The organism is Paraburkholderia sp. Ac-20347 (assembly GCF_017104805.1).
Taxonomy (GTDB): domain Bacteria; phylum Pseudomonadota; class Gammaproteobacteria; order Burkholderiales; family Burkholderiaceae; genus Paraburkholderia; species Paraburkholderia tropica.
This window is the reverse complement of record NZ_JAAGPN010000010.1, coordinates 22832-46563: the sequence shown is the minus strand read 5'-3', so window position 1 is coordinate 46563 and position 23732 is coordinate 22832. Positions and strand designations below refer to the sequence as shown.

At 61.9% G+C, this 23732-nt stretch carries 20 protein-coding genes; 7 read left to right on the top strand and 13 right to left on the bottom strand.

Translation table 11 applies throughout. The annotated features are described in order from the left end of the window. Positions 1-5: 5 nt before the first annotated feature. Genes G3N97_RS03545 through G3N97_RS03510 form a run of 8 tightly spaced genes read right to left on the bottom strand, consistent with a single transcriptional unit; the run spans position 6 to position 10072 of the window. The gene (locus G3N97_RS03545) at positions 6-884 is read right to left on the bottom strand and encodes a hypothetical protein (RefSeq protein ID WP_205991934.1); all 879 of its coding nucleotides are present in this window, start codon (positions 882-884) and stop codon (positions 6-8) included. After that, positions 881-1474 carry a histidine phosphatase family protein gene (locus G3N97_RS03540; RefSeq protein ID WP_205991933.1) on the bottom strand — a complete coding sequence of 198 codons (594 nt, stop codon included), beginning with the start codon at positions 1472-1474 and terminating at the stop codon, positions 881-883. The genes G3N97_RS03545 and G3N97_RS03540 overlap by 4 nt, the downstream gene beginning before the upstream one ends. A gap of 11 nt (positions 1475-1485) precedes the next feature. After that, a complete protein-coding gene (locus G3N97_RS03535; RefSeq protein ID WP_205991959.1) occupies positions 1486-2544 on the bottom strand; it encodes a glycosyltransferase in 1059 nt (352 codons plus the stop codon). A 1-nt stretch (position 2545) separates the two neighbouring features. Next, positions 2546-3529, bottom strand: a complete 984-nt coding sequence (locus G3N97_RS03530; protein WP_205991932.1) for a glycosyltransferase family 4 protein — start codon at positions 3527-3529, stop codon at positions 2546-2548. Beyond that, positions 3526-4593, bottom strand: a complete 1068-nt coding sequence (locus G3N97_RS03525; protein ID WP_205991931.1) for a glycosyltransferase — start codon at positions 4591-4593, stop codon at positions 3526-3528. The genes G3N97_RS03530 and G3N97_RS03525 overlap by 4 nt, the downstream gene beginning before the upstream one ends. Further along, entirely contained in the window at positions 4590-6911 is a 2322-nt protein-coding gene (locus tag G3N97_RS03520) for a glycosyltransferase family 4 protein (RefSeq protein WP_205991930.1), read from the bottom strand. The genes G3N97_RS03525 and G3N97_RS03520 overlap by 4 nt, the downstream gene beginning before the upstream one ends. Positions 6912-6915: 4 nt before the next feature. Continuing rightward, positions 6916-9090, bottom strand: coding sequence for a glycosyltransferase family 2 protein (locus G3N97_RS03515; RefSeq protein ID WP_205991929.1), 2175 nt, complete (start codon positions 9088-9090; stop codon positions 6916-6918). A 4-nt stretch (positions 9091-9094) separates the two neighbouring features. Continuing rightward, positions 9095-10072, bottom strand: coding sequence for a glycosyltransferase (locus tag G3N97_RS03510; protein ID WP_205991928.1), 978 nt, complete (start codon positions 10070-10072; stop codon positions 9095-9097). Between the two features lie 547 nt (positions 10073-10619). Between G3N97_RS03510 and G3N97_RS03505 the strand changes: the two genes are divergently transcribed. The 3 genes from G3N97_RS03505 to G3N97_RS03495 are packed head-to-tail and all read left to right on the top strand — an operon-like array spanning position 10620 to position 14502. Beyond that, positions 10620-11579, top strand: a complete 960-nt coding sequence (locus G3N97_RS03505) for an NAD-dependent epimerase/dehydratase family protein (RefSeq protein ID WP_205991927.1) — start codon at positions 10620-10622, stop codon at positions 11577-11579. A 4-nt stretch (positions 11580-11583) separates the two neighbouring features. Next, on the top strand, positions 11584-12606 hold the full coding sequence (locus G3N97_RS03500) for a glycosyltransferase family 4 protein (protein ID WP_205991926.1): 1023 nt from the start codon (positions 11584-11586) through the stop codon (positions 12604-12606). A gap of 12 nt (positions 12607-12618) precedes the next feature. Then, complete coding sequence (locus tag G3N97_RS03495) at positions 12619-14502, top strand: nucleoside-diphosphate sugar epimerase/dehydratase (RefSeq protein ID WP_205991925.1); 1884 nt, start codon at positions 12619-12621, stop codon at positions 14500-14502. A gap of 93 nt (positions 14503-14595) precedes the next feature. Here G3N97_RS03495 and cysC read toward each other — a convergent pair whose 3' ends face one another. From cysC to G3N97_RS03480, 3 genes are all read right to left on the bottom strand, one after another. Further along, positions 14596-15171: an adenylyl-sulfate kinase gene (gene cysC, locus G3N97_RS03490; RefSeq protein ID WP_346778012.1), complete on the bottom strand. Its 576-nt coding sequence runs from the start codon at positions 15169-15171 to the stop codon at positions 14596-14598. Between the two features lie 162 nt (positions 15172-15333). Then, the gene (gene galE / locus G3N97_RS03485) at positions 15334-16365 is read right to left on the bottom strand and encodes a UDP-glucose 4-epimerase GalE (RefSeq protein ID WP_205991924.1); all 1032 of its coding nucleotides are present in this window, start codon (positions 16363-16365) and stop codon (positions 15334-15336) included. 28 nt (positions 16366-16393) lie between these two features. Further along, positions 16394-17518 carry a glycosyltransferase family 4 protein gene (locus tag G3N97_RS03480; protein WP_241030359.1) on the bottom strand — a complete coding sequence of 375 codons (1125 nt, stop codon included), beginning with the start codon at positions 17516-17518 and terminating at the stop codon, positions 16394-16396. Positions 17519-17895: 377 nt separating this feature from the next. Here G3N97_RS03480 and G3N97_RS03475 point away from each other — a divergent pair, with 377 nt between their 5' ends. Then, a complete protein-coding gene (locus tag G3N97_RS03475) occupies positions 17896-18267 on the top strand; it encodes a CidA/LrgA family protein (protein ID WP_205991922.1) in 372 nt (123 codons plus the stop codon). Continuing rightward, complete coding sequence (locus tag G3N97_RS03470; RefSeq protein WP_346778011.1) at positions 18264-19007, top strand: LrgB family protein; 744 nt, start codon at positions 18264-18266, stop codon at positions 19005-19007. The genes G3N97_RS03475 and G3N97_RS03470 overlap by 4 nt, the downstream gene beginning before the upstream one ends. Positions 19008-19175: 168 nt before the next feature. On the opposite strand, the gene G3N97_RS03465 is transcribed toward G3N97_RS03470, so the two are convergent. Further along, a complete protein-coding gene (locus tag G3N97_RS03465; RefSeq protein ID WP_205991921.1) occupies positions 19176-19937 on the bottom strand; it encodes a hypothetical protein in 762 nt (253 codons plus the stop codon). After that, positions 19927-20724 carry a cobalamin biosynthesis protein CobQ gene (locus G3N97_RS03460; RefSeq protein ID WP_205991920.1) on the bottom strand — a complete coding sequence of 266 codons (798 nt, stop codon included), beginning with the start codon at positions 20722-20724 and terminating at the stop codon, positions 19927-19929. The genes G3N97_RS03465 and G3N97_RS03460 overlap by 11 nt, the downstream gene beginning before the upstream one ends. Before the next feature lie 803 nt (positions 20725-21527). On the opposite strand from G3N97_RS03460, the gene G3N97_RS03455 reads away from it, so the two are divergent. Together G3N97_RS03455 and traI are read left to right on the top strand one after the other, a co-directional pair. Continuing rightward, positions 21528-21890 carry a hypothetical protein gene (locus G3N97_RS03455; protein ID WP_205991919.1) on the top strand — a complete coding sequence of 121 codons (363 nt, stop codon included), beginning with the start codon at positions 21528-21530 and terminating at the stop codon, positions 21888-21890. Next, complete coding sequence (gene traI, locus G3N97_RS03450; RefSeq protein ID WP_205991918.1) at positions 21859-23727, top strand: TraI/MobA(P) family conjugative relaxase; 1869 nt, start codon at positions 21859-21861, stop codon at positions 23725-23727. The genes G3N97_RS03455 and traI overlap by 32 nt, the downstream gene beginning before the upstream one ends. Positions 23728-23732 lie beyond the last annotated feature (5 nt).

The window sequence follows — 23732 nt, the reverse complement described above, 5'->3', positions numbered from 1 at the left end:
TTCCCTCAGTCTCGGCTAACAGTTTTGTTTGTGTGCGGGTGAGGCCGCTGTTCGAAGTAGTCAAAGAAGTGTCGCTGCCAAAGTGCGCAGGCCAGATCCATCCGTTCGATTAGCTCTGCCGGATATGCTCGGCCACAGTCGGCAGCATCGACGCTTTCGCGCATGCGCGAAAGCAGAAGGCGTTCGAAATCACTGTTGCAGTAATCCTCGGCGCGCTCGGACGGCAGTGGGTGCGCGACGACGTTCAATTCCGGCTGCGCCGAAATGAACGTGCTGAACAAACGCTCAATGATGAACGGCAAGAACGGCGCTGCGTCAGTGTGCGTTGTATCCGTCATCACGAGACGCGCTGCCGCGCTGGCGGGCTGCGTCTCCAGAAGCTCCGCGATGGGAACGAGCACGCCGCCGACGTAGCGCTCCCAGAAAGCTTCCGTGCCCACCCAGAAGTTGCTGTACGCGAGGAAACGATGGTCGTGCCTCGGCGTGCGTTCAATCTGCCACCCAAGTCCGCTTGCGTCGCAAAGCGACTGCGCTGCGCACTTCAGCCCGGGATGCGCATATTCGCCCTGCATCCAGACGTTGAACGACCAGTATGCGATCTGCGGAAACGGGTTGATGAAACAGGCGTCCGCATCGGAATTTGCCTTTACGAACTCGACAAACTGCGCTCCGGTAATCTTCGCCTTCAGGTTGAATTTGGGCGAGAACAGCCCTGTTAGGCGATGTTGCCGATGCAGGCCTTGTCGATACATATCGACGAGAATGCCAAATTCACGCCACTCCGAGCGCGCGGTCGCGCCACGCTGCAATGCGATGAAGGCCGGGTCCGCGATTTCCTGGCCTGGCGCATAAAGCGGCTCGTAAATGCCAACGTCCGCGGTCATACCTGACCTACACGTTCGACGCAGTACCGGTTCAGATCCGGGCGCCATTTAAGGTAAGAGAACGACGCGTTGGGGACGGTAAAACTCGGGTAGCGCGCTTCGATGGGAATGCCCAGCATGTGCTGAAGGATGACGCTGATCGGCCCGCCATGCGCAACCGTGGCGATCAATCCAGGTTGCCCTGCGAGCGGCAGCACTTCTTGATCCACCCACTCGCGTACCCTGACCGTCATGTCCAGGTGAGACTCGCCGCCCTCGTACCGGTTGGTGATGTCCTGATGGAAGGCCGGAAAGGCCGCGTTGAAATCCGCTTCTTTCCACGTGCCGAACTTGCCCGGATGCGTTTCCGCGAGCCGTGAATCGAGATGTATTGCCGTGTCTTCGCCGAACACGATATGCGCGGTCTGATTGGCGCGGCGCCACGGGCTGCAATAGACGCGCGAAGGGGCATAGCCGAAGCGCTGAAGCGAAGCGGCGAGTTGTTCGGATTGTGTTCTACCGAGCGCAGTCAGCGGATCCTGATCGTTCGAGATCAGCAGTCCGTTTTCGTTTGCGGTCGATTGACCGTGTCTGATGAGTAAGAGATCCATTGCAAACGCGTCTACGGATTGGGGTTATCGTGGGTTAGCAGCGAAATCAGCGTTTCGGCGGGCTGAGCCAGCGTGTAGCGGCGATGCACATCGTCGAAGGCTTCGCGCTTCATCTTTTGACGCAACGCGGCGTCTTGATACATGGTTTCCATCGCCTGCGCCCATTCGTCGGCGGTATTGTTCACGAGATAGCCCGTCTCGCCGTGCGTGATGGCTTCTTCGTAGACGGGCGAGCGCGAGTAAATCGCGGGAATGCCGAGGCTGCCGTAGTCGATGTACTTGATGCAGGATTTGCAGCTATTGAAGAACAGGGCCTCGGGGTCTTCGCGACCGCCCAATGGCACGATCGAGTACAAATAGCCGGCATCGCGGATGGCTCGCTTATAGGCCGAATTTTCGAGAAAGCCCTTCGAAACGAGGCGCGGAATGCGCGACATCTCTGGAAAGCCGTCGCCCCAGAACTCCAGCGAGACCTCCTTGTGACGGTCCATGAAATCCATCAGCACGTTGAAGAATGCCTTCCGAAAGTGCACGAGCTTGATGCCATCGGTATTGGAAAACAGGATCTTCGGCGGCTGCGCTTCGTGCCATTGCTCGGGACTCGACGGGATCGCGTGGTGATCGAAGCCGTTGGGAATGATCGACACCGTCGGGCGGATGCGCTGAAGCTTGTGGCGCAAGGTTTCGTTCGACACCGTCGCGATCGTCGCGTTACGCAGCAACCACGTGATGTTCGCCAGCAGGTCTTCGTTCAGATCCGTGACGCTGTACATCGGCAGGTCAATTATCCAGTCATCCAGATCATAGATCGTACGCAGCCCCAGGTCATTGGCCATGCGCATCACGTCGAGCGCGCGAGGCGACGTGTGCTTATTGAAGAGAACCGCGTCGAACCGGCGCAGATGACCGACAGTGATCTCGCCTTCGACGATTTCCTCCCATTCAATCATGCCTTCATTGGCCATATAGCCCAGCAATGGGCCGAAACGGGCAGCAATCGACCGCGACATGAGTCGGTCATGTGACAGTGAGATGCGTTGTACTACAAGTACGCGGGGCTTTTTTGGCATATCAGAGACTTTCACGTGCCAGCATCTCTGCAAATCCTGGCCCGATCGTTGAGGCCGAATGGCGATCCGTTATGCGCGTCCAGGTCTCCTGAACCCGCTGTTCGCGCTCGGTCGAGGTGATCGCCTGGCGAATCGCGTTGGCGAGCCCATGCGTCGAATCGGTCGGGGCGTACCACACGCCATCGTCGAAGTGTTCGCGTTGCCACGGGCCGTCGGCGATGACGAGCGGCTTGCGCATGATTGCACCCTCGAGACTCGACCGGCCCGGAGGGTCGATGCTTGCTTCCACCATGACTGAGCAGTTTGCGATGATCGAGCGTAGCAGGGCGCTGCATGGCTGCACGAACGGCAGGAAGGTGATGCCGGGATGCGCTTCTTCGACGCAACGGCGGTAGTACTCGTCGTCCCGTGCTCCGCCGACGAACACGCCTTCCATGCCAAGCTCGTTGAGCGCGCGGATCAATTCGAGCTGGTTTTTGATCGGCTCGATCAAACCAAGGCAGAGCGCGAAATCGTTCGCGCTGCAGATGGTCGACATCAGGTCCAGATCCACAGGCGCGAGGAAGCGGTTCGACACGCAGGTCGGAACTACCAGGACCTTCTCAGCCGGCACATCGATGTAGCGGGTGAAATTGTCGAGTTCCGCCTGCGATTTGAAGACGAGCCGATGCGCGTTGCGCGTGATCCTGCCGATGCGCTCGATTTCGTTGTCGCTGGGCGCTTCGGTCCACCAGACGTTGGGCCACAGGAAAACCGGCTTGGACCGGCGCGTCGCTTCGCGCAGGATCGCTTCGCCGTCAGCATGAACCGAGAAATGGATGACGCCGTCGTAAAAGCTGAGCGGGCGGCTACCGATTCCGTAAATATCCGCGTGCACGCCCGACGCCTTCAGCATTTCGGCAACCTGAACAAGTTCAGATTCTCCGCCGCCGCTGATCGTGAAGGCGGTGCTGTAGGTCGTCAGCAGAAGTTTCAGTCCTGTCACTTCGTGTTCTCCGCCGTGAGCCTGGTCACCATGCTTCGCCAGACATCGTCAGCCGTGCGGGCGAGAATCGCGCCGGCATGGTTCCGGTAGTGTTCGCTCGACTGGTCGCGCTGCGCTTGCGTCGGTGTGAGCAGCCGGGCAGCCGCTTCGGCCCAGGTGTTGATGGACGCGTCAGCAGCAAGTACGTTTTCGCGCGGGCAAAGTTCCTCGGCAGCCGTTCCGCCGCGCACGAGCACGGGCTTGCCCAACTGCATGGCCTCGAGCACCGGCACGCAGAAGCCTTCGTGCCGGCTCGTCACCAGCAGCATCGCGCATCGCTCGAAGCGGTCGAGCAGATCGGCATCATCGAGCACTCCGCGGAAATCGACCGCGTCGAGTACGCCGAGCTTGCGTGCGTGGTTGATCAGAAACTTCGAGTAGTCGAAATTCGGGGTGCTTCCGACGATCGAAAGCCTGACGGCCGTGCCCGACTCCCGCAGCGCGTGAACGATCTCGATGGCGTCTTCGATCCGCTTGTGAGGCACCACGCGGCCGACGACCAGCAGCTCGGGTACCGGGTGCGTGCTCGCGAGCGGCGCGCCGCCCCGGCGGAACGGATACATGTCGGGAACGACTGGCGGGATGATCTCGATGCTCGCCGGATCGGCAACCTGAGCGAGCGCCTGCGCGGAAAAGAGCGAGTTGGCGATCAGCACGTCGAATCCCGCGAGCATCGGCAACTGGCCCAGAGCATCCTCGCAGAGTTGAGCGGTGCGCGGCTCGAACGCGCGGAGCAGGTCGGGCGTGGTCACCCCGTGGAAGTAGCAGATCTTCCGGCAGTTCAGTTGAGCGATTCGTTCGAGATCGGGATCAAAAATCGAGTAGCTCAGCAGCACGATATCGTCGGGCCGCACGGTGGTGAACAGTTCCGCAAGCGCATGAACCCGCGCGCCGCCCGTGTCGTAGCGCTGGGCGTACAGATTCGCCGTCATGCCCAGGCGTCGCGCGGCGCGCGCGATGCCCCGGCAGTGATTGCCAACCGCATCGCCGGAAAAAATGTCGGGGGCGCAGATCAGCAGTCTCATGATTGCGGTTTTCCGTGGATCTCATTGAGCCGGCTCGCAAATGCACGCGAGACAGCCTCGATCGAATAGTCTCGCTGAATGCGCTGCTGACCTGCCTTTGCAATCTGCTCACGGCGCACGGTGTCCTCCACCACGGCGCGTATCTGCTGCGCGGCGGTTGCCACATCCGGATCGCACCAGTATTGCGCCTCATGAAAAAGATAGTCACCGGGACGCAAGGGCACCAGTTCTCCATCGACCAGAAATGCGGTGCCAGCGTCGCAGAAATCGGTGTTGCCCGAAAAATTGGTCACGACGACCGGCTGACCGAGCAGCATCGCTTCGGCGATCACACGTCCGAATCCCTCGCTGCGATGCAGCGAGATATAAGTGTCGCAACTTGCCATGAAGTCGATCGTGTCCTGCCTGTTCAACCGCTCTGAAACAATGCGGATGCGGGAATCGCGCGCGGCCATGTTAATCACCGAGCGCCACACTGGGTCGGCATCATGGACGTTCATGGCCTTGATGACGAGGCCGACACCGCCCACGCTCGCGTCGAACGCCTGCTGGAACGCATGAATGCCGGCCATCGGATTCTTGCGCGTGAGCCAGGAGTTGCCGTCGAACATCAGGTAGAACAGGAAGTCCTTTTCGGGCAGGCCGAAGCGCTTGCGTTCAGGTCGCTCCGGCTCGGGAATGCCGACGGCGAAGGGCATCTGGTAAACGGGGGTTTCGTTCTGCCGGGCGAGTGCCGACTGCACGTAGCGGCTCTGCGCCCAGATTTCGTCTACGAACTGATGCAACCGGCCAAACGCCGCTGGCCACTGCGGGAGTTCCCACGGCCATGCGCCGATGCGGTAGGTGTCCGTTTCGATCAGAGAACGGCCGCCTTCGAGCGCAAGGCGCAGCATCTCGGGCGGCGGCAGGCAGAACAGGCTGGCGCTGTACGACAGGTCTTCACTCAGCAGATCGTCGACGGAGTGTTCGATCCTCGCCGGACCGGCCATCGGTGCGTTCAACACCACGCGCGCGATGTCACGCTGACCCAGCGCATGAGCGGCCATCCGCGCGTCTTCGCCGAGTCCGAGCACGCCCTGGGGAAAGCCCACGATGTTGACGCCGAAAGGCCGGCTTTTCCAGATGCGTTGCGCGGATGAGGTGTACCCGTTGTCGGCCGTTTTGGTGACCGAAATCGAGCGCAGCGGACGATATTCCTTACGGCCGTCGTGTTCCCACCACTCGACCAATGAATCGACGCCTGCTGCCGTCTTGATGTCGAATGCGGCTTGCAGGTCCTTGCGCCCGAGCCAGATTGACTTCAGAAAGTCGGGCACTCCGGATGCATTTGTCTTGCTCGTCCCAGCCGCCGAAAGCAGCGTTTCCAGAATATTGGCCGAAGTCCAGTGAATGAGCGGGTAATTCTTCTGGCCGATCGCGTCCCACCATGAGAGGTAGGCGATCCAGCTGGTGAACGTCTTGAGATCGAATGCGCGCTGAAGATCGAGACGGTCGTTCCAGATAAGGCGCAGAAAATGCGGTAGTGCCGTGCCCTCTGCGCCGCCTGCCGGGTCGACTTCGAACAGGCTCCGGGGCAGCGTGTGCAGCATCCAGCGAACGCTCGAATATTGCTCCTTGCGGTGCTTGCCCCACCAGTCGAGATATCCGATGCGCCCCGTGAAGGTTTCGATGTTAAAAGCCGCGCTCAGGTCGGCGCGTTCGTCGTGGATCAGGCGCAGCAGACGCGGCAAGGGCACGCCCTCAACAAAGTCGCTTGAATCCGGCTTCAGAAGCGGGCTCAGTATGTTCGCCGGCGACCATGCGATGCGCGGATATTCGATCTGGCCGCGCTCTTCCCACCAGCTCACGCAGCTCAGTCTTCCGACTATGGTGTTCAGATCGAATGCGCGATGCAGGTCAATCCGGCTCGCGAGCAGCGAAAGAAAGAACGCCGGCAGTTCAAGGGCGTTACCTGCGCCGATGCCGGCGGACGCCAGCATGGAACGCGTCAATCCACGACCGTCGAAGACACTCGGGCCGACGCCTTTCAGCCAATAGGCAATCGCGCGCGGATGGCCGGCAATGAGTGTCTCGTTGTCGAGCTGTCCCAGCCAATCGAGATCGATGTCGCGGAGTTCCCAGTCGAAATCCGGGTAATCGACGCTCGCAACCGATTCCCACCAGAGATACAGCGCCACCCGATCATCAAGGACATGGCTTTTGAAGCCTTCAAGATCGTTGCGGAAATTCAGCAGGAAATAAATGGCGTTGGGGAGCGCGAAATACTCGTCTTCCGACGGGTGACGCGTCTGTTCCAGCCACGAAGTGATTAAGGTCATCGTGTTAAATCAGCAAATCTGCGACGCGCGGAGGCCACGCGTACGAAAAGTCTTCGTGTTCCAGGGTGAGGTTCGGCGAATAGCACGGGTCGAGTTTGAGTTGTTCGCCCCAGCGCTTCTGCACATACTCTATCTCTCGATTGAAACGGGCGATCTTGACCGGATCGTCTTCTTCTCCGCGTGTTGCCGACTCGTGGTGATACAGCTCGGCGTAGGGCGTCCAAACGTTGCGGTAGCCCGCCTTGCGCACGCGCAGGCAAAAGTCGACGTCGTTGAACGCGACCTGAAGCTGCTCGTCCAGTCCGTCGACTTCCTTGTAGATGGACTGCCGGACAAGCAGGCAGGCTGCCGTGACGGCTGACATCGAACTACGCAGCAGCACGCGTGAGAAGTAACCTGGTTCCGGCCGCGAGCTGTATTTGTGCGAGTGGCCCGCGACGCCGCCCACGCCGATGATCACGCCGGCGTGCTGAATGGTGTTGTTCGGATAAAGCAGCTTGGCGCCCACGCAGCCGACGCCGGGCTGTACCGCGACCGAGACCATTTCGCTCAACCACTCGGGTGTAATCACCTCGATGTCGTTGTTCATCAGACACACGTAATCAGCTGTGCTAGCGAGGCCGACGCGGTTGTTAATTGCCGAGTAATTGAAAGGGGAGTCGTCGCGAATGACCTGCGCGGCGCCCTCTTCCTTCAGGCGGTCGAAGAGCGCGAAGGTCTCGGACTTCACCGACCCGTTGTCGATGATCGTGATGCGATAGTTGCTATAGGTGGTCTTCTTGCGAATCGAGTCCACGCATTGCGCGACGAGATCGGCGGCGTCGCGAGTCGGGATGATAATCTCGACGGAGGGCTGTTGATCAGGCAGCGCGTAGCTCACCTTGTTGTAGCCATGCGCGTTCGGCGCTTCTTCCACGCGCGCGTTGACGCCTCTGCGCTTCAGGTGGTCGTCCAAAGCGCGCATTGCGGCAATCTGCGCGTAGGGCTTTGCCTCCGGCGTTGCAGCCGTGCTTTGCGGATGCATGCGCCAGTGGTATAGCACGCGCGGAACGTGGTGGATTGCAGCCTCGCCGCACCGGTCGAGAAACCGCAGAGCCAGATCGTAATCCTGGGAGCCGTCGAATTCCTGGCGGAAGCCGCCGACGTCACGCATGGTTTCGGTGTGATAGACACCGAAGTGCGTGATCATGTTTTGGCCGAGGAACAGATCGTAGTTAAAGTCGGGCTTGAAATACGGCTCCGAGCGCACTCCGTCGATCGAAATCTTGTCTTCGTCAGTGTAGATGAGGCGCGCATCGGGATGGTTGCGGATGGCCTCGGCGCAGCAATACAGCGCGAGCGGGTGTAATTCGTCGTCGTGGTCGAGCAGCCCTACGAATTCGCCCGTTGCCAATTCGAGCGCGCTATTGCTCGCAACACTGATGCGTCCGTTGTTGGTGCGGTAGGCGACCTTGATGCGCGGATCTTTGCTCACATAGTCGTCAATCGTCTTGCGCACCGAAGGATCGGACGAATTGTCGTCGGCGATGCAGATTTCCCAATTCTCGTATAGCTGGTTCAGCACCGAATCGATCGCCCTGCGCAGCCAGCGCTCGGGCGTGTTGTACGTTGGCATCAGAATACTGATGAGCGGGTTACGGTCCCAGCTTGCGATGCGCTTGCGCAGCTCCGGGTAGTGTGAGCGATCCGGCTCGTGCGACTTGATCCATTTTGCGTAATCACGACGCACGTCGGCGGCAGACGGTACGGCTGCCGCGCTTCGACGTGATTGAGCGGCCACCATATGGCGTGGCCGGTGCATGACGAACGGGACTTCGCGCGCCAGTAGCTGGATAGAAAAATTATTGATCGAGAACTGGCCCGGCTGGGCAAGCGGGTCCAGGCGCAGGGCCACTGTGTCGAACGGCAACAGCAGTTCCTGATTGACCGTGCCGTCTGATCCCACCGCGAGATAGATCGTGGTGCCTTCGGTCATCCCGCGCCCCACGTCGTAGTAAATCACGCAAGGCGACGTCGGTAGCTTGTCGGTTTGCAACTGGAACGACAGGCGGACCTTGCGTCCGACCATCCGCTTCCAGCCTTTGATCCACATTTGTGGGTCATTGTTGAGCGCGTGCCACTGGAACGCAGCCGATGACGCCTTTTGAACGTTCTTTAAGGGGCGTAGTTGAAATTTCATATTCTTACGCGAGGGATCGATAAGTCGTGACAAGCTGGCTGAGGACACTCTGCCACTGGAATTGATGTGTCTGGGCACTGCGCGTCGCAGTGCTGCTATTGGGCGTGCTTTGCGTTGCGCGCCGTACGGCCGCCGTGATGCTGTCTACGTTCGACGGATCGAGATAGGCAACCGCGTCGCCAAAATATTCACGCGTCGAGCCCACCGAGGTCACTGCGGCGGGGCATCCGGCCGCATGAGCTTCCAGGGCGGCCAAGCCGGGCGTTTCCAGCGTGCTGGGCAAGCAGAAAGCGTCGGCCGCAGCGTATGCGGAGCGAAGCAGCGGCGATTCGTGCGGCAGTGAACCCAGGTATTGCAACTGCTCGCCGCCTTCCTCGAAGCACGCGCGCGCATAATTCGGGTCGCGTTGATGTCCGATTAGCACGAGCTTGCGCTCCGGCATGGCTTTCATTGCGCGGATCAACGCGAGTTGGTTCTTGCGCGGTTCGAGATTGCCCACGTTCAGCACGAACGGGTAGCGAATGTCGAAGTGATCTCGAAACAGCGAAGCGCTGACGGGACTGTAGAACGCTTCCTCGACACCGTTATAGACCGTGACAAACTTCTCGCGCGGCAGGCCGAGCACGCTCGCCAGGGTTTCGCATTCGATATCGGAGTTGGCAATTACGCGGTCGGCCAGCGAGAACTGATGCGCAATTTCTCCGATGGGATACAGGTGCCGGGTTTCTTCTGTAACCCAGAGGCTCGAGGAGACGACGAGCGGAAGCCCCAGTTGCTTGACGAAGTTGCAGAAGTGAACCGATCCGCCCACGCATGAAAAGAAGTGAACGACATCGTGTTCCTTGAAGCGCGGCTCCCAGGGGTTGAACAGCGTTACATCGACGCCGTGCGACGGAAGATGCTTTTTGTACGCGAGTAGCTGGATCTCGCCGCCGCCGGGCGTGTGGAAAGCCATCGGATAGGTGGCAAACAACACTTTCATATCTGGATTGCTCTGCTCAGGTGGAGTGCGGTTCTTATTTCGCGGGACGTGCCGGTGTACCCGGGCGGGATGCCGTCTGGGGCCACCCGTGGCAAGACCGTCAAGTTTGCCTCATCGATCTCGGGTGCGGGACGCGCGTCCAGGGTGACTTGTAACAAAATGTTGCCACAACCTGCACCTGTTAGGCTACCTACCTGGCCGGAATCTCGGGGCAGGCTGTCGTCGCGGACGATAGACGTGAGCATTGGGCGGGCGCAGCGTCCCGCTATGTGTTTGACAATGTTTGTTACGCGGGGCTCGAAGAATTCTGGCTAACAAGGCCCGCATTTTATTATTATCTCGGCCGGCGCCCAATATCAGGAATGAGTTCTTGATCTTTTTAGCGGGTTGTTTTCTCCGGCACAGGTGCGCGTGGAGCATCCATGCATCTTGCATTGGTCGCGTCGGCGGGGCAATTGCCGGGGTTTTCGCGAACGCTGCACGCCGATATCCATGCCAGGTCAAGGAGAACAAGTTAGATGCTTGGCATCGCACACGAGAAGAATCGATGACGCAGGACGTATTGCTAACAGGCGCGAACGGGTTCGTGGGCCGCGCGGTGTCTCGGGCATTGCTCGCCTGTGGTGACCGCGTAACGGGTATCGTTCGCCAGCCTGGCTCCGCAGGGGAAGGGGGGCGAACCTGGTTGTCCACGGGGAAGGATTTCGTTGACGTCGAGCAGGAATGGCCCGCTGACCTGCGCTGCGACGCTGTCATACACCTCGCGGCGCGCGTTCATACACTCAAAGAGACGGCCGCAGACCCAATGGCCGCCTACCGCGAGACCAATGTCGCTGGTACGCTGCGCGTCGCGCGCGCGGCAAGGGCGGCGGGCTCGCGTCGATTTGTATTCGTCAGCAGTATCAAGGCCATCGCGGAGCATAGCGACGGGCAACCCTTGACGGAGCGTACTCCCGCCGGCCCCAGTGATCCCTACGGGATTTCGAAACTCGAGGCCGAGCGCGAACTGTGCGCCTATGGCGCGGCATCGGGAATGGAAATCGTCATCGTGCGTCCGCCGCTCGTGTATGGGCCGGGCGTTCGCGCGAACTTTTTCAGCCTCATGAACGCCATTGCCCGAGGCGTGCCGTTGCCTTTGGGAGCAATCGAGGCTCAGCGCAGCCTCGTCTATGTAGAGACGCTGGCGGATGCGCTGATTCATTGCGCGACCGATCCGCGCGCGGCTGGCCAGACGTTTCATGTGACCGACGGGCAAGATCTCTCGGTGAGCGAACTTGCCCGAATACTTGCGCGACATCTGCACGTGCCCGCGCGTCTCGTGCGCGTTCCTCCGGAGATGCTCAGACTGGCGGGACGCCTGACCGGGCGTTCCGCGCAGGTGGAGCGTCTCGTGGGGGAGCTGCGCGTCGATAGCGGGCGGATTCGTTCGGTGCTCGGCTGGAGCGCACCCTATACAGCAGAACAAGGCCTCCGCGAAACCGCGAGCTGGTTCCGCGCAACGCATTGACCTTATGAGCGTATCGACATTCCTGACCGATCCGGTCGCGGGCGTATGCGCCAGCGCACTATTGGCTTTCGCTGCCTGTGCATTGGTGCTCTACATGTTGATCAAGACCGGCCTTGCGTGGCGCCTGGCCACAGACGTCCCGAACGAGCGTTCGCTACATGTCCGCCCGACGCCGCGTGTGGGCGGCTGGGGCATCGTGCCGGTTGGCGTGATCCTCATGCTCTGGCTCGCTCCCGCACTCTGGTTGCCTGCCGTTGCCTGCGCCTTGCTTGCCGCGTTATCGCAGATCGACGATCGTCGCGGTCTGCCCGCTCGAGTTCGTTTCGGCGCACACGTAGTAGCGGTTGCCTGGCTGGTTGTCACCTATCCCGCATCGGTTCCGTGGTGGATATTGACGATCCTTGCAGTTTTACTGGTCTGGCTCGTTAATCTCTATAATTTCATGGATGGATCGGACGGGCTGGCGGGCGGAATGGCCCTATTTGGCTTTGGCGGGTATGCGATCGCTGCAGCAACGTCGGTGAGGCCGGATTTGCCGCTCGCGTTGTCGAGCGCCATCGTGGCCGGAGCCGCGGCGGGCTTCCTGGTATTTAACTTCCATCCCGCGCGGATTTTTCTCGGCGACGCAGGTTCCATCCCACTGGGCTACCTTGCCGGAGCATTGGGTTATCTCGGCTGGCGGAGCGAGGTTTGGCCGATCTGGCTACCCGCCATGCTGTTCATGCCCTTTATTGCCGACGCGTCGGTGACTTTGCTCAAGCGGCTGCTGCGCGGAGAGAAAATCTGGCAAGCCCATCGCGAGCATTACTATCAGCGCATGGTCCAGGCCGGTCTCGGACACGCGCAGACCGCCTGGATCTGGTATGGGGTTATGCTAGCGGGCATAATGTTTGCTCTAGGAGCTAGGGAATTACCCCCGGTTCTCCAATGGTTGGCCGTCGTTGCGTGGATGATAGTCTTGACGTTGGCTGGGGCATGGATCGACATGCACTGGCGCGGTTATTGTCGCCGGACTGGGCAAAACTAGGTTTCTACGCTAATGAACAGATTCAAGGCTCGCTGGCTTTCCTTCAGTGCGTTCGCTTTCGATTTATGCGCGGTCGCCGCAGCTTGGCTATGCGCATACGTCGTTCGCTTCAACGGCCCCGTGCCCGACGCGTTCTGGTCGAGTGGAATACACGCGCTCGGCTGGGTACTGCCGATTTACGCGATTATGTTCCGTATCTTCGGGCTTTACCGCGGGATGTGGGTGTTCGCGAGCTTGCCCGACCTGCTGCGCATTTCGAAGGCCATCATCTCATCCGGGCTGATCGTCATGATCGCCTCTGTTATGTTGCAGCCGATGCCGATCATCCCGCGCTCGGTGTTGATCGTCTCGCCACTGCTGCTGTTCTTCGTGATGGGGGGCGCTCGCGCGCTTTATCGCGCAACCAAGGAGTTCTACCTGTACGGCGGCCTTGTCGCGCAGGGCAAGCCCGTGATCGTGGTGGGCGCGGGCGGCGCGGGCGCGAGCCTCGCGCGCGAACTGTCGCGTTCGGCCGAATGGCGTCTCGTCGGTCTGCTCGACGACGATCCGGCCAAGCAGGGCCGCGAAATCTACGGCTACAAGGTGCTCGGTCCGATCAGCGATATTTCGCGCTGGGCCGAAGAACTGCGCTGCGAGTTCGCGATCATCGCGATTCCCTCGGCGTCGGCGGAAGTGCAGCGGCGTGCGGCCACACAATGCGTGCGCACGGGCGTGAAGGCGCTGATGCTGCCTTCGCTGACCGAACTCACGCCGGGGCGCGGCTTCCTCTCGCAGGTCCGCAACATCGACCTCGAAGATCTGCTCGGCCGCGACGCGGTCAAGATCGACACGCCGCACGTCGAAGCGCTCCTGAGCGGCCGCGTGGTGATGGTGACGGGCGCGGGCGGCTCGATCGGCTCCGAACTCTGCCGCCAGATTCTGCGCTTCGCGCCGGCGCAACTCGTCGCACTCGATCTCTCCGAATTCGCGATGTACAAGCTGACCGAGGAGATCCACGAGCGCTTCCCCGAACTCTCGGTGGTGCCGATCGTCGGCGATGCCAAGGATTCCTTGCTGCTCGATCAGGTGATGGCGCGTTACACGCCGCACATCGTCTTCCATGCGGCGGCGTACAAGCACGTGCCGCTGATGGAGGAGCTGAATTCGTGGCAGGCGATCCGCAATAACGTGCTCGGCACCTATCGCGTGGCGCGTGCGGCGATCAAGCATCAGGTTCGGCACTTCGTGCTCATTTCGACCGACAAGGCTGTCAATCCCACTAACGTGATGGGCGCGAGCAAGCGGCTCGCGGAAATGTCGTGTCAGGCCTTGCAGCAGATTAGCGAGCGCACGCAGTTCGAAACCGTGCGTTTCGGCAACGTGCTCGGCAGCGCGGGCAGCGTGATTCCCAAGTTCCAGCAGCAGATCGCGAAGGGCGGGCCGGTGACGGTTACGCACCCCGAGATCACGCGCTTTTTCATGACGATTCCGGAAGCGTCGCAGCTCGTGCTGCAGGCGTCGAGCATGGGGCACGGCGGTGAGATCTTCATTCTTGACATGGGCAAACCGGTCAAGATCGTCGATCTCGCGCGCGATCTGATTCGTCTGTATGGCTACTCGGAGGAGCAGATTCGCGTGGTGTTCACGGGACTGCGGCCGGGCGAGAAGCTCTACGAAGAGCTACTCGCCGACGACGAAGCCACAACGCGCACGCCGCATCCGAAGCTGCGTATCGCGCGGGCGCGTGAGGTACCGAATAACCTGCTCGATGAACTGTTGCCGTGGCTCATGCAGCATCGCGTGCCCTCCGACGACGAGGTGCGGCGCGATTTGCGGCGGTGGGTGCCGGAGTATCAGCCTGCGGTTGCGCCTCAGCTTCAGTCAGTCGGCACGAGTTCTGTGCGGGCGGCGAGCTAAAAGAAAAAGGCGAAACACCTGTGTGTTTCGCCTTTTTTGTTGGGCGTCTGAAGCAAGCGCATGAAGCGTGGACGCAACGTGCCGCGCGAGCCTTTAGCCGATGACGCCAGCGCCAACGTGATGCCTGCGCGCGAGATGCTCGACGATGTCGTCGACGCAACGTTCGACCGAGGCGCTGTGCGTTCGCAAGGTGAGATCGGGGTGAGCCGGCGCATGATACGGCGAGCCGATGCCCGTGAACTGCGGAATCTCACCGCGCCGTGCGCGCTTGTACAGCCCCTTCGGGTCGCGTTCTTCGCAGATCTCGAACGGCGTATCGATGAACACTTCCACGAACCGGGCGTCGCCCACGATGCGTCGCGCATTGTCGCGGTGTTCCGGTTCCGGCGAGATCGTCGCGGTGATGGCGACAAAACCTTCCCGACAAAACAAATCCGCCACGTGAGCCACGCGGCGGAGGTTTTCGGTGCGGTCGGCTTCGCTGAAGCCCAGATCGGAGTTGAGGCCGGTGCGCAACACGTCGCCGTCGAGCACGGTAGAGCGAATGCCGAGCGCTTTGAGCCGTTCGACCAGCGCACCCGCGATTGTCGATTTGCCCGCCCCGGACATGCCGGTGAGCCAGACGACGGCACCCGTCGATGTTGCTGTTTCCACCCCTTTGCGCCCCACTCAAGTAAAGATTGGTTTAATTGAGTGGATATTCTAACTTCATTACGGGCGCTGTAACGTCGACGTAATAAAGTGCAATAAAAAATCAGCGGGCGGATTTTTTGTCACTTCGACCCTAAGTGCGCTCCGGCGGGGCCTGGCAGGCCGCCCCTTATTTTTTCTTTACTCAAACCCGCGCGGATTATTTTCCTGCCAGCGCCAGTGATCCACGCACATGCGTTCGATGCCGAATTGTGCTTTCCAGCCAATCAGCTTTTCCGCCGTGGCCGGGTTCGCATAGCACTCGGCGATGTCGCCCGGCCGGCGCGCGACGATCTCATACGGCACCGGTCGGCCCGACGCCTTTTCGAACGCCTTCACCACGTCGAGCACGCTATACCCCTGGCCGGTCCCGAGATTCACGACAAAGCCTTCGCCGCGCGCGGCCAGCGCGTCGAGCGCCTTCAGATGCCCCTGTGCCAGATCGACCACGTGGATGTAATCGCGCACGCCCGTGCCGTCCGGCGTTGGATAATCGCCGCCGAACACGCGCAGGCGCTCCAGCTTGCCCACCGCCACCTGCGCGACATACGGCATCAGATTGTTCGGAATACCGGCCGGATCTTCGCCGATCAGGCCGCTTTCGTGTGCGCCTACCGGGTTGAAATAACGCAGCACGGCGATGCGCCACGACGGATCGGAGATCGCGACGTCGCGCAGAATCTGTTCGGCGATCAGCTTGGACTGGCCGTACGGGTTCGTCGCCGACAGCGGGAACGTTTCGTCGATCGGCGAGCGCTCCGGCACGCCGTAGACGGTCGCCGACGAGCTGAACACGAACTCCTTCACGCCGTGCTGGCGCATCACGTCGAGCACCACGAGCAGGCCGTCGAGGTTGTTGCGGTAGTACTCGATCGGCTTCGCGACCGATTCGCCGACCGCCTTGAGCGCCGCGAAATGGATCACGCCCGTGATCGGATGCGCCTTGAAAATGCGCTCGAGCGCCTGCGCATCGCGCACGTCGGCCTCGTAGAAGGCGACCGGCTTGCCGGTGATCTGCGTGACGCGCTTGAGCGATTCCTGACGGCTGTTGACGAGATTGTCGACGGCGACGACGTCGTAGCCGCCGTTGAGCAGTTCGACGCAAGTGTGCGAGCCGATAAAGCCCGCGCCGCCCGTGACGAGGATCGTGCCTTTTGAGTTCGTCGCTGCCATGCTCTGGTTCCGTATCGTCAGACTGCGTTCAAAACGTCGATCCGGTCAACTCCCGGATCGTTTCCCGGTAGCGTTGTACCACAACGCGTTCGTCGAATTCTTTCGCAATTTTTTTCCGGCCGCGCTCGGCCATTTTTGTTCTGTCCGATGGGGACATATCGAGCATGCGCGCCATCGTCTGCGCGAGCGAAGCGGCGTCGCGGGCGGCGCAGAGCAGGCCGTTTTCGCCGTCCGCGACCACTTCGCGGCAGCCGGGCGCGTCGGTGGCCACGATCGGTCGACCCATCGCGCTCGCTTCCATCAGCGTGCGCGGCACGCCTTCGCGGTACGAGGGCAGCACCACACAATCGGCGTCGGCAATATAGGGGCGAACGTCCGCCGTTTCGCCCAGATAAGCGATCACGCCTTCGCGTTCCCACGCGGCCACTTCGTCGCGCGTGATCGCGCTCGGGTTGTCGACGCCGACCGGGCCGAGCAGGCAGAAGCGCGCCTGCGGATAACGCGCGCGCAGCGAGCGCGCGGCTTCGACGTATTCGCCGACGCCCTTGTCCCAGAGCAGGCGGCCAATCAGCACGAACGAAAACTCGCTGCGTTCGGGCAGCGGCGTGAACGCGAAGTCGTCGAGATCGACGCCCTCGCCGTGCAGCAGCCGCGCGCGTTCGGGATAAGCCAGCAGATTCTGCTCGCGGAAGGCGGTTTCGTCATCGCGATTGAGGAACCAGACTTCGCGCGGGAAGCGGAACGCGAAGCGATAGAGGCGTTTGGCGACCTGCGCCGCACGGCTTTTCTGGATGAAGACGTAGCCGAGCCCCGTCGTCACCGCCACCGACGGCACGCGCGCGAGCCAGGCCGCCACCGAGCCGTAGATGTTCGGCTTGATCGTGTAATGGAACACGACGTCGGGCTTGAGCGCGCGATAGTGCCGGCGCAGCGCGAGCAGTGTGCGCAGATCGTCGAGCGGATTGGTGCCTTTCGACGCCACGTGCAGGTCGATGCAGCGGCAACCCATCTGCTCCAGCGGTTCGAAGGTGCGGTCGCGCGGCGCGATCACCGTGACCTGCGCGCCGGCTTCGTTGAGCGCGCGCAGCAGGCCTCGTCGATAGGTGTAGATGGCCCAGGCCGTATTGCAGACGAGCACCACGTGCAGCGGCAGGCGGCGGGCGGGCGAGGGTTGGGCGGCGGGAGCAGCGGTGGAATTCACGAAGGCCGGATCGTCGAGAGCGTCGATGGGCCGGGCGCGAGCCCGGCAAGGGGCCACATTTTAGCCGAGGCGGCGTGGGCCGCCGGGCGCTTCGGGCGCGCAGGAGCGAATGTCGCGGCGATTGTGGTGGAGCCAGGGCGCGACCGATGGGCGCGAGGGTGCAGGCGGCTTACACGTGGGCTACACTCCAGGCCAGCGCGCGGGCGTCGGCTGGCATCGCATTGCATCGGCCTTGTATCGCCTTTGTATCGGCCACGCACCGCGCGCCGGACCTTGCCGGGTCCAGACTCACTCAGACCCATTCCAACAAGCGCGCCGCTTCTTCCGCCATGCTCCGTTCCCTAGCCGCTCTGCTGATCTTCCAGTGTCTCGGCGAGAGCGTTTCCTACGTGTTCTCGCTGCCCGTGCCCGGTCCCGTGATCGGCATGCTCCTGCTGTTCGCCTTCGCGATGATGCGGCCCGCCGCCGCCGAAGCCATCGAGCCGACCGCGCTCGAATTGTTGCGCCACCTGTCGCTGCTCTTCATTCCGGCGGGCGTCGGCATCATGGTGTCGGCGCAGGCCGTGCGCGGCGAGGCGTTCGCCGTGATTGCGAGCTTCGTCGTGAGCACGACGCTCGGCATCGCCGTCACCGCGCTCGTCACGCGCGCGCTGCTGCGTCGCCAGCGACGCCACGAAATCGGCGAGGAGGGCGCAGCGTGAATACGACTCTGCCGTTCGCGAAACTCGACGCCATCTGGATCTATCTCGCCGCTTCGCCGCTGCTCGGACTCACGCTCACACTGGTCGCGTATCTGATCGCGCTGAACGTCTACGCGCGCGCGAAGCACAACCCGCTCGCCAATCCGGTGCTGATCGCGGTGGCGATCGTGGTCGTCGCGCTCAAGATCACTGACACGCCGTATCGCACCTATTTCGAAGGCGCGCAGTTCGTGCACTTCCTGCTCGGACCGGCGACGGTCGCGCTCGCGCTGCCGCTCTATCGTCAATGGAGCAAGCTGCGGCGCACGGCGCTGCCGCTCATCGGCGGGCTCGTGGCCGGTTCGCTCACCGCGATCGTGTCGGCGGTCGGCATCGCGAAACTCTTCGGCGCGACGCATCAGACGCTCGCCTCGATCGCGCCCAAGTCGGCGACCACGCCCATTGCGATGGCGGTCGCCGACAAGGTCGGCGGCATTCCCTCGCTCACCGCCGTGCTGGTGATTTCGACGGGCGTGTTCGGCGCGGTGACGGCGCGCTGGATCCTCAACTTGCTGCGCGTGCGCGAGACCGAAGTGCGCGGTTTCGCGATCGGCGTGGCGTCGCACGGCATCGGCACCGCGCGGGCGTTTCAGGTCAGCGAGGAGATGGGCGCGTTCGCTGGTCTCGGCATGGGGCTCAATGGTGTGTTCACGGCGTTCATTGTTCCTGTCATGCTGCCTGTCATGCTTCGCTGGCTGTAGCACGGGGCGGCGTGCCGTATTCGCCGGCCGGGCTACCATCGTCGCAGTAGCCGCAGTAGCCGCAGTAGCCGCAGTAGCCGCAGTAGCCGCAGTAGTCACGGTAGTCACGGTAGTCACGGTAGCTTCGGTAGTTTCTGGCGGGCAGATACGAATGCCGCGGCGGGACGTTCATCTTCGTGGTATGCGTGGTCTGGCATTCGATAGATCGCTTGGCGGTGGCCTCTGTGAGCACTGCGCCGGAGCGCCCGGATCGGCTTGCTGCGGGTTCTGAACAGGCACATTGGCGCCCCAGAAAACCGTCAGGCCAAGTACCGTCAGTGCACTGAGCACGATGCTTGCCATTGCAACCCATGCCGTGTAGCGCACGCCGCGTAGCGTCGCGACTGCGGCTTTCGCTGCGGCGTGATCGACCTTGATCACAGCAGCAGCAATCGACCTCTCGAAACGCTCTCGCGCTTCGTCGAGCGCCGTGGTATGGGCCAGTGCGCCGTGCTCGCCTGTCAGGACTTCCCCAACGTCCCGCGCTATGGCGCTTGCGCTGCGCTCGATCAGCCGCCTGATTTCCTTGCCAGAGAGTTCAGCCAGCAGCGTCTGGTACTTTGCAGTGGCTTCGCGCTCATACGCCTGCATGATCTTGCTGTGACTCTTGAAGGCGATGGAATGAGCCTCCGTCATCGTCTGTACCTGTGCGCTGACAGCCAGTGCCTCACTGCCGATGCGGTTCAGGACGCGGTCTGCCGTTTTCTCCAGTTCGTCCGCGGCCTGTCCGACCTGGGCCTTCAGTGTGTCCAGTGTCATCTGGGTGATCGCGAACGGCACCCAGGACGGATCGTCGAAATTCAGTCCATAGGCGATGGCCATCGCGTGGATGCGTTCGCGCTCGCCAGCGTCGAGCCGCGCGAGTAGCCTATCGAACGCCTCAAGGCTCATCGTGAGCATCCTGTGCCCGAGCAGGCAGCGCGAGACCTAGCAGCTGCGCTGCCTCATCGAGCTCGTCATCGAGCGCCTGCATCCAGCGGTGCAGTCTTGAGCGCTGCGGTGTCGTCAGACGTGCATCCGTACGTGCGTCGGAGAAACTGAGCATGAGGTCGTCAATGGCGACGAGCACCCCGGCCTGCAGTCTGGGCAGCGCGATTTCGATTCCCCCAACCTCATGCAGCATCGTCAGCCCCGAACTTGGCGTGTTGTGCGCATTGCCGTACCACATGAAAAAATCTTCCTGATCGCCGAACCATTGATTGATGGCCACGACATAGTCGGCGCCTTCGCCAGCGAGTTCGATCATCTCGCGTACCGTGCGGGTGCTCGCACTGAAGGGCGAGAGGACATTGACGAGTGTTGCCCGATAGTCGCGCGAGGCGAGCTCCGAAAAAAAGCCCGTGTCGAGGTCAAATTGCCTGAGCTGGGTGAGCGATGCCGCTGGCATGTCGGCGAGAACCAGAGCGTTGTTGTGGTCAACGCACGCAAGCAACTGGTCGCGCTCGCGCTCGGTGCCCGTAAAGCGTATCGGGATCACGCCGCCCGATGCCTGGTCCACGTGAGGCTCGCCTCGCGCGTCAAGCTTCGCGTGAAACTGGAAGAGGCTCCCGATCTCTCCGTCGCAGTCGATCATCAGCGCCTCGCATTGCTCACGTCGCAGGCGATCGGCCAGCGCACGGGCCATGAGGCTCTTGCCCGTGCCACCCTTATCTCCACATACCATCACAAAGCGCTTCATCTCAGTCCTCGCTTGGTTGCTCCCTGCGTCCGTGCTGTTCCCAGCATGGGAATGTCATCGTGGCGAGGCGTCGACACGGTATCGCGCGCGCCGGATATCCCGGATGCTGGCGAGGCTGCCGCCGGAACGCCTGCCTGCACCGGCTGAAAGGTGGAGGTTTTGGGGCGGGGGACGGATATTGGTGGGGGAGCCGTTGTTTGCCCGGATGTGGGCGCGCTCGGTGCTGCCCCCTTACTGGTTGACACCTTCTTGCGCGGGCGCTTTGCCCGGCTTCGCCGTGAACCCGACGTCGCGTCGTCGAGCGCCTTGCGCAGTGCCGTGCGGATGGTGCCTGGCGAGACCGTGATACCCGCACACTCCCGGAAAAATTCGGCGAGGTCGCCAATACGCCAACCGGATGCCATCGCCGCACGCAGGGCGTCAGCCCGTCGCGCGACTTCGTGCGTCAGTGAAGGTATCGCGCCCGGCACAGGCCGCTCATGCAGACGCTCAAGCGCTGCGTCGAGTTTCGCCCACTGGTCGGGCGATGGATGCTGGCCCTTGGCGCTCATCGTACTGTCCTCCGCGCGTTGTACCCATGCGGGCATACCTTCACCGTACACGGGTAACCGCGGTCTGCCTGTAACGGGTGCAGGCGGCTTCCGTTACGATTTCGCACATCTTGCAACGGCGTTGTTCGCCGTTGCCCAGAGCCGAAATTTGCGCTTACCAATGTGTGCTTTGAGCGTTGGCTCGCAGCGGCCACACTGATCCTGCGCGAGGACACGTCATGCGAGCGCGAATCCGTTACAGGAGGCAGCACCATGAGTGAGCGGGCAGAACGCAGGCAGCGCACTGTCGCGGTTGGCTTTAGCCTGACCTGCGAGCAGCACGCGGCTGTCGTCCAGAAGGCGGGGGACTGTGGCCTCACGCTCGCGGCCTATGTGCGGGCTTGCGCACTCGGCAGAAAAACGCGCAATGTCAGCACGAGCCGCGTACTGGATGCGCTGGTCACGCTTGGTTACGAGCAGCGAAGGATCGGCGAGTTGCTCGAACAGGACTTTGGGCGACTCCCTGCGAGTGAGCGGGCCATACTGCTCGCGGAGGTCACAGCGGCACAGTGCGCCGTCATCGACATCATTCGCAGGCTTGACGATGCTGGCCCGGGTCTGGCGAAAAAAGCATGACAGGCGCAACGCCTTTCGCGTGCTGATCGATTACGTCACACGCGCGGAAGCCGAGCGCGAGCCCGAAGTCGAATCGCTCACGAACTGCCTGTCACTTGATACCGCTCACGCTGAGATGCTCGCAGTGGCGCACCGAAGTGCGCTCGTGCGTGGTCCGGCATTGCACATCGTTATCTCCTGGCGGGAAGGGGAGCAGCCTGAAACCCGGCAGGCGCTCGAGGCGGGGCGCGCCGCACTCGACGCGCTGGGCATGCCGCCAGAGCAGCATCAGTACGTTATCGCCATTCATCGCGATACGGACAATGTCCACCTCCATGTTGTTGTCAATCGTGTGAGTCTGGTTACCGGGCGCGCAGTGCATCCAGGACTGAGCCATCTCAAACTGGATCGTTGCATGCGTGGACTGGAGCTGGCTCAGGGCTGGCAGCGCGATCGTGGCCCCTATGTTGTCGTCGAGCGTGAGGGGCAGCCGGTTGTCGAGCGCAGTCTCGTGCGCGGGCCACAGCAGCACAGGATGCCGGCCCGGGCTCGCGACCTGGAGGTGTTTGGTGGCATGGAGAGCGTGCTTACGTATGCGCGTGGGGCGCCGTTGCGCGATGCGCTGGCCGCACTCGACGCGCCTGGCGCAATGTGGCAGGACGTGCACGAGGCACTCGCGCGTCATGGTCTGGAGTTGCGACTCAAGGGGCGAGGGCTGGCTGTTTGCGTAAAGGACGATGTGGGACTGACACCTGTCAAGGCGAGTAGTGTGCATCCACGTCTGGCACATGGCCGTCTCGAGACGGCGCTCGGCGCATGGGTCGAACCCTCGCGGATCATCCGTGTCTTGGATGCCAGACGCCGCTATATTGAGCGAGAAGTCGGCGAGTTGCCTTCTGACTTGGGGGAAGAGCATGCACAGATGCGGGCTCAACTACGCGTGCGATATAACATCGAAAGCGCGCAGGCGCGTAGTGCGCTGGAGACTGCGCAAACAAACTTGCGCAGACACCACAAGGCCGAGCATCAGGCGATGCTGAAGCGACACCGAGAGGTGCGTGAGCGCATCCGCGCGAGCGCATTGCCGGGGGCCGAGCGCAAGGCAGCGTCGTCCGTGGCGGCATTTACGCGCGCACGTGAGCTTGAGTTGCTGTTCGAGCGTCAGATTGGGGAGCGCGCGGCGCTGGGCAAACCGCAGTCCTGGCGCGAATGGGTCGAAATGCTGGCCGCGCGCGGAGATGAGGCGGCAATCCTCCAATTGTGTGCATGGGCGAGACGTCACCCGCGCGGTCGTACTGTGCAGCCGCAGCCGCGCAACTGGTTTGCTTCAGTGGGGGCGCAAGATATCGATCCTCTTCCGCCAGCTAAAGCGCAGGTTATGCAGAACTGGATCTGGAGGGTGGACACGACAACTGGTAACGTGGATTATGAGCGTCGGGGGGAGCGGCAGTTCACGGATGAGGGATACCGTATCGCTTTCGGTTCGCACGATGCGCAGCTGGATGTGATGCTTGCCGGTTTATTGCTGGCGCGCCAGAAGTTCGGTCGGCATATCGACGTCGGCGGCAACGAGCATTTTCTCGAGCGTACCGCGATGCTTGCTGCGCTATATCATGTTGATGTCAGATTTGGTGATCCCAGGTTAGAGGCACGACGACAGGTACTGGTGAATGAGCGGGACGAGCGCGAGAGGTGGATGCGTGAGAAACGGGAGCGCGATTGGCTGGATCGTGAGCCGGGCAGCGTCGGGCAGACTGGCGATTCGAGGCCGCAGTCGCAGCGCGTTGCGAGCCAGGTACCCGGGGGCGGCGCGGACCTCGATCCAGAACATGGTCATACGACGGCCCCGGAGCGTTGAAGTGC